Source organism: Pseudomonas sp. BF-R-01 (assembly GCF_019946615.1).
Lineage (GTDB): Bacteria > Pseudomonadota > Gammaproteobacteria > Pseudomonadales > Pseudomonadaceae > Aquipseudomonas > Aquipseudomonas migulae.
Map to the genome: position 1 here is coordinate 25670 of NZ_JAGYFX010000068.1, position 6298 is coordinate 31967.

The following is a 6298-nucleotide window of genomic DNA, read 5'->3' on the forward strand; positions in this document are numbered from 1 at the left end:
CAGCTGCGAACCGGCAAGCCTAACAGCTTGATTTTCAATGAATTAATATCAAAAAAGTCTGATGACTGTCGTTTTTGGAATAAGCCGGTGTCGCTTACAGGAATGCAGCTGGCGCGATAGGTGCGTTGGCCGTCGCTGACAGACGGGGACTGTCACACTTATTTGTTAGCGTCGATGTCTTTAAATCAGGGAGATCTATCGATGAAGTTCGCACCGAAATTTCTGCTCGCTGCACTGTGCATTGGCCTCGCCGGCCAGGCCTTCGCTACGGATTTGAAGCACTGGCCAGCCGATCAGGCCAAGGCACTGGATGCGATGATCGCGGCCAACGCCAACAAAGGTAACTACGCGGTGTTCGACATGGACAACACCAGTTACCGCTATGACCTCGAAGAATCGCTGCTGCCGTTCATGGAAAACAAGGGCCTGATCACCCGCGAGAAACTCGATCCCTCCCTGAAACTGATTCCGTTCAAGGACACCGCCGACCATAAGGAAAGCCTGTTCAGCTACTACTACCGCCTCTGCGAACTCGACGACATGGTTTGCTACCCATGGGTCGCCCAAGTGTTCTCCGGTTTCACCCTGCAAGAGCTCAAAGGTTATGTCGACGAGTTGATGGCGTCCGGCAAACCGGTGCCGGCTACCTATTACGAAGGCGACGTGGTCAAGAAGCTCGACGTCAACCCGCCGAAAGTCTTCACCGGCCAAACCGAGCTGTACAACAAGCTGATGGAGAACGGCATCGAGGTCTACGTGATGACCGCCGCTTCTGAAGAGCTGGTGCGCATGGTCGCCTCCGATCCGAAGTACGGCTACAACGTCAAACCGCAAAACGTGATCGGCGTGAGCCTGCTGCTCAAGGATCAAAAGTCCGGTGAGCTGACCACGGCCCGCAAGCAGATCACCGCTGGCAAGTATGACGAGAAGGCCAACCTCGGCCTCGAACTGACCCCGTACCTGTGGACCCCGGCGACCTGGATGGCCGGTAAACACGCGGCGATCCTGACCTACATCGATGAATGGAAAAAACCGGTACTGGTCGGCGGCGACACCCCGAGCAGCGACGGTTACATGCTGTTCCACGATGTTGACGTGGCCAAGGGCGGCATCCACTTGTGGGTCAACCGCAAGGACAAATACATGACCCAGATTAACGGCATGATGGCCAAGCACGCTGCGGCCCAAGCCAAGGAAGGGTTGCCGGTGACGGCGGACAAGAACTGGGTGATCGTGACGCCGGCAGAAATCCAGTAACCGCAACACCGATCAACTGTAGGAGCCGGCTTGCTGCGGGCGGCGTTCCGGCGATAGCGGACTTTCAGACGAAGAGTTTGCCGGCTGACACACCGCCTTCGCCGGCAAGCCGGCTCCTACAGGGATTTGCGTATAACGCAGATCAAACGACCGGCAAAAAAATGCCCCGCACTTGGCGGGGCATTTTTTTGTTTGCGGTTAAGCCTTACAGCCCGTCAAGCATCGCCTTGTTACGCACGGCACCCTTGTCGGCGCTGGTCGCCAGCAGGGCGTAGGCTTTCAGTGCGGTGGTCACTTTACGTGGACGTTTTTCCACCGGCTTCCAGCCTTTCTGATCCTGCTCGGCACGGCGGCCGGCCAGTTCTTCATCGCTGACCAACAGGTTGATCGAGCGGTTCGGAATGTCGATCAGCACTTTGTCGCCGTCCTGCACCAGACCAATCGCGCCACCGGCAGCGGCTTCCGGCGAAGCGTGGCCGATGGACAGGCCCGAAGTGCCGCCGGAGAAACGGCCATCGGTGAGCAGGGCGCAGGCTTTGCCCAGGCCTTTGGATTTCAGGTACGACGTCGGGTACAGCATTTCCTGCATGCCCGGGCCGCCTTTCGGGCCTTCGTAACGGATGATCACGATGTCGCCGGCCTTCACTTCGTCAGCGAGGATGCCGCGTACGGCGCTGTCCTGGCTTTCGAAGATTTTTGCGTTGCCTTCGAACACGTGGATCGACTCGTCGACGCCCGCGGTTTTCACTACGCAGCCGTCCAGCGCGATGTTGCCGTAGAGAACGGCCAGGCCGCCTTCTTTCGAGTAAGCGTGTTCGACACTGCGGATGCAGCCGTTTTCACGGTCGTCGTCCAGGGTTTCCCAACGGGTCGACTGGCTGAACGCGGTTTGCGTCGGGATGCCCGCCGGGCCGGCCTTGAAGAAGTGATGCACCGCTTCGTCGTCGGTCTGGGTGATGTCCCACTTGGCGATGCCTTCGGCCAGGGTCTTGCTGTGCACGGTCGGCAGGTCGGTGTGCAGCAGGCCGCCACGGGCCAGCGAACCGAGGATGCTGAAGATCCCGCCGGCGCGGTGCACGTCTTCCATGTGGTACTTCTGGATGTTCGGCGCGACTTTGCACAGTTGCGGCACGTGGCGGGAAAGACGGTCGATGTCGCGCAGGTCGAAATCGATCTCGGCTTCCTGGGCGGCGGCCAGCAAGTGCAGGATAGTGTTGGTGGAACCGCCCATGGCGATGTCCAGGGTCATGGCGTTTTCGAACGCCTTGAAGTTGGCGATGTTGCGCGGCAATACCGACTCGTCGTTCTCGCCGTAGTAACGCTTGCACAGCTCGACGATGGTGCGGCCGGCCTGCAGGAACAGTTGCTCGCGGTCGCTGTGGGTGGCCAGGGTCGAACCGTTGCCCGGCAAGGCCAGGCCCAGGGCTTCAACCAGGCAGTTCATCGAGTTGGCGGTGAACATGCCGGAGCACGAACCGCAAGTCGGGCAGGCGCTACGCTCGTACTCGGCAACCTTCTCGTCAGAAGCGCTGGAGTCGGCGGCGATCACCATGGCGTCGACGAGGTCGAGACCGTGGCTGGCCAGTTTGGTCTTGCCGGCTTCCATCGGGCCGCCGGACACGAAGATCACCGGGATGTTCAGGCGCAGGGCGGCCATCAGCATGCCTGGGGTGATCTTGTCGCAGTTGGAGATGCAGACGATGGCGTCGGCGCAGTGGGCGTTGACCATGTACTCGACGGAGTCGGCGATGATCTCGCGGCTCGGCAGCGAATACAGCATGCCGTCGTGGCCCATGGCGATGCCGTCATCCACGGCGATGGTGTTGAATTCTTTCGCTACACCGCCAGCGCGTTCGATTTCGCGGGCGACCAGTTGGCCCAGGTCCTTGAGGTGGACGTGGCCCGGTACGAACTGGGTGAACGAGTTGGCAATGGCGATGATCGGCTTTTTGAAGTCGTCATCTTTCATCCCCGTGGCGCGCCACAGTGCGCGGGCACCGGCCATGTTGCGGCCGTGGGTGGATGTTTTCGAGCGGTAATCAGGCATGAAGCACTCCGGGCGGCTAATCAGGTATCAAAAGGGAAGTGAGCTTCTATTGACGTCTGGAACACTCAGAAATGGCCGTGTGTCCGGAAGTTGCCGATAACTTTGCGGGATCGCCGCGCGCTTCAGCTTGAGCTCATAAACCCGCCGGGGGATGACTGGCGATGAATGTCGCGATTCTACACGGCTGGCGGCTGGAGGGAATGCCGGGAAGCGCTGATCCGGCGCCGGTGGCGTGCGCCGGATGACGACCGGCGTAAATCAACTCGCGTTCAGTGCCAGATTGCGCTGCATGATCAGCGCGTTCAAACCCAGGCCCGAGACGCTAAGGATCAGGAAACACAAGGCGAGCGCCGTGGTGAGGTCTTCGGACGCGAGATTGATCATCACGCTGATCACGCCGCCGCACATGAAGATCATCACGCCGCCGACCGAGGAGGACGTACCGGCATCCTGTGGATAGAGGGTCATGGCTTTGGAATTGGCGATAGGCCGGGCAATGGTGGTGCCGGCCGTGCAGATGAGCATGGGGATCAGCACCGCAGCGGCCGTCAGCCCGAACTGATTTGCCAGCCACAGCATGACCAACCCCGACAATGCGATCAGGCCGAGGCCGATCACTATCTGTGAATTGGCTGGCAGACGCCGATGCAAGGCGCTGGCGACTATCCCGCCGAACACATAAGCCACGCCATACAGCAACAATGTCCAGGCGAATTCGTAGGGCGTGAGTGCCAGGCGCTCCATGAAAATGATCGGCGACATGACGATGAATGAAAAATGGCAGGCGAAGGCCAGGGCCGAAATCAACCAGTAACCCATGAAGCGAAAATCCGCGCATAGCCGCCAGTAGGCACTGAAAAAGTGACCGGGCGCCGCATTGCGACTGCGCGGAGATTCCTTGAGGAGCACGCCAGCCCTTGTCCAGACGAAGACCGCCAGTGCGATAAAGACATAGAAGCTGCCCTGCCAATCCAGATGCATCTGCAACCAGGTTCCAAGCAGCGGCGATATGGAAATGAACACGCCGCCGCCGGTGGTCATCCAGATCCTCATCCGTTCCTGTTCCTTGCCGACGAACAGATCCTGAATCAGTGCCTGTGACAGCACAAAGGACCCGCAACCCACGGCCTGAATGACGCGAAATACCAGGAACCAGCCGTATTCGCTTGAAAGCAGACAACCCGTTGCACCGATGATCGAGATGGCGATGCCAGTCAGCAAAAGGGTTTTGCGCCCCCACAAGTCCGACAGCGGTCCGACCAGCACCACGGATAGCCCAAGGCCAATAGCGAACAGGCTGACGGATAACGCTATGTCGGAGGCTGAGGTCAGGAAGTAATCAGAGAGCGCGGGAAAGGACGGGAGCACCACGTCCAGCGGGAAAACACCCAGTAGCGTCATCGTCATCAATAGCAGGATGAGCGACGATTTTTTCGCGGTATGCGGGGAAGGGTTCATCAACAACGCTCTCGATCCGTGAGGGGTAGCCGAGAGTCGACTTGATGAATAGGGAAGTCAATGCAGGAGGTGTGGGACTGTTCTCAGACCGTTGTAGGAGCGAGCCTGCTCGCGAAAAACGAACAGGCTACGCGGGGTGTCAGGCAGCCAGCGTCATCGTTGACGACCATCGCGAGCAGGGCTCGCTCCTACTGTGGTTCTCTGGTGTTAGCTGTTTGGCAGCAACCGGCAGGTGATGCTCTTGATGTAGCGGGTTTCAGCGATGGCCGGGTGTACCGGATGATCCGGACCCTGACCGCCACGTTCCAGCATCTGGATGTTGCGATCCAGGTGACGGGCGCTGGTCAGCAGGATGTTCTGCAGGTCATCTTCCGGCAGGTGCATCGAGCACGAAGCGCTGACCAGGATGCCGTCCTTGCTGAGCAGGCGCATGGCTTGCTCGTTCAGGCGACGGTAAGCGCCTTCGCCATTTTTCATGTCTTTCTTGCGTTTGATGAACGCCGGCGGGTCGGCCACGATCACGTCGAAGCGTTCTTCGCTGGCTTTCAGTTCTTTCAGCGCTTCGAAGACGTCGCCTTCGAGGCAGGTTATTTTTTCAGCGAAACCGTTCAGCGCGGCGTTGCGCTCGACGCCGTCGAGGGCGAAGGCCGACGCGTCGACGCAGAACACTTCACTGGCGCCGAATGCTGCGGCTTGCACGCCCCAGCCGCCGATGTAGCTGTACAGGTCGAGGACGCGTTTGCCTTTGGCGTACGGGGCCAGGCGTGCGCGGTTCATGCGGTGGTCGTAGAACCAGCCGGTTTTCTGGCCCTGGATGACCGGAGCTTCGAATTTCACGCCGTTCTCTTCCAGCGCGACCCACTCCGGCACCAGGCCGAACACGGTTTCGACGTAGCGGTTGAGGCCTTCGGCGTCGCGGGCGGCGGAGTCGTTCTTGAACAGAATGCCGCTTGGCTTGAGCACTTGGGTCAGCGCCGCGATCACGTCGTCTTTATGCGCTTCCATGGTCGCCGAAGCGATCTGCACCACGAGGATGTCGCCGAAACGGTCGACCACCAGGCCTGGCAGCAGGTCGGAATCGCCGTAGACCAGGCGATAGAACGGCTTGTCGAACAGGCGATCACGCAGGGACAGAGCGACGTTCAGGCGGTGCACCAGCAGCGATTTGTCCAGCGGCAACTTGACGTCGCGCGACAGCAGGCGGGCGCAGATCAGGTTGTTCGGGCTCATGGCGACGATGCCCAGCAGCTTGCCGCCGGCAGCTTCGAGGATCGCCTGGTCGCCGGCCTTGAAGCCGTGCAACGGGGTGGCGGCCACGTCGATTTCGTTGCTGTAGACCCACAGGTGGCCGTTTCGCAGGCGACGGTCGGCGTTGGCTTTGAGGCGCAGGCTAGGCAGGGACATGACGTCGCTCCGGAAAAAAGAGCGGGAGTATAGCGTGTTGAAGGTGGTGGCGGGCCGGGTGGGCGATGAAACGCTGATGACGCCTTCGCGGGCAAGCCTCGCTCCTACAGGGGGACGCATTCCAAATGTAGG

Annotated in this window: 4 protein-coding genes; 1 reads left to right on the forward strand and 3 read right to left on the reverse strand. The window is 60.0% G+C overall.

Annotated features, from left to right (window positions below):
* The first annotated feature begins 201 nt into the window (after window positions 1-201).
* Window positions 202-1257, forward strand: a complete 1056-nt coding sequence (locus KGB27_RS21950; protein ID WP_008026105.1) for a hypothetical protein — start codon at window positions 202-204, stop codon at window positions 1255-1257.
* A gap of 205 nt (window positions 1258-1462) precedes the next feature.
* Here the strand turns inward: KGB27_RS21950 and ilvD are convergent, their stop codons facing one another.
* The 3 genes from ilvD to KGB27_RS21970 form a co-directional block, all read right to left on the reverse strand.
* A complete protein-coding gene (gene ilvD / locus KGB27_RS21955) occupies window positions 1463-3304 on the reverse strand; it encodes a dihydroxy-acid dehydratase (protein WP_008040782.1) in 1842 nt (613 codons plus the stop codon).
* Window positions 3305-3562: 258 nt separating this feature from the next.
* Window positions 3563-4762: an MFS transporter gene (locus KGB27_RS21960; protein WP_223556348.1), complete on the reverse strand. Its 1200-nt coding sequence runs from the start codon at window positions 4760-4762 to the stop codon at window positions 3563-3565.
* A 207-nt stretch (window positions 4763-4969) separates the two neighbouring features.
* Window positions 4970-6166 carry a class I SAM-dependent rRNA methyltransferase gene (locus KGB27_RS21970; RefSeq protein WP_008026111.1) on the reverse strand — a complete coding sequence of 399 codons (1197 nt, stop codon included), beginning with the start codon at window positions 6164-6166 and terminating at the stop codon, window positions 4970-4972.
* Between the last annotated feature and the right edge of the window lie 132 nt (window positions 6167-6298).

What these genes read in the sequence shown, in the direction of transcription:
- KGB27_RS21970 (WP_008026111.1), bottom strand. Translation starts at nt 6,166, where the DNA reads ATGTCCCTGCCTAGCCTGCGCCTCAAAGCCAACGCCGACCGTCGCCTG.
- ilvD (WP_008040782.1), bottom strand. Translation starts at nt 3,304, where the DNA reads ATGCCTGATTACCGCTCGAAAACATCCACCCACGGCCGCAACATGGCC.
- KGB27_RS21960 (WP_223556348.1), bottom strand. Translation starts at nt 4,762, where the DNA reads ATGAACCCTTCCCCGCATACCGCGAAAAAATCGTCGCTCATCCTGCTA.
- KGB27_RS21950 (WP_008026105.1), top strand. Translation starts at nt 202, where the DNA reads ATGAAGTTCGCACCGAAATTTCTGCTCGCTGCACTGTGCATTGGCCTC.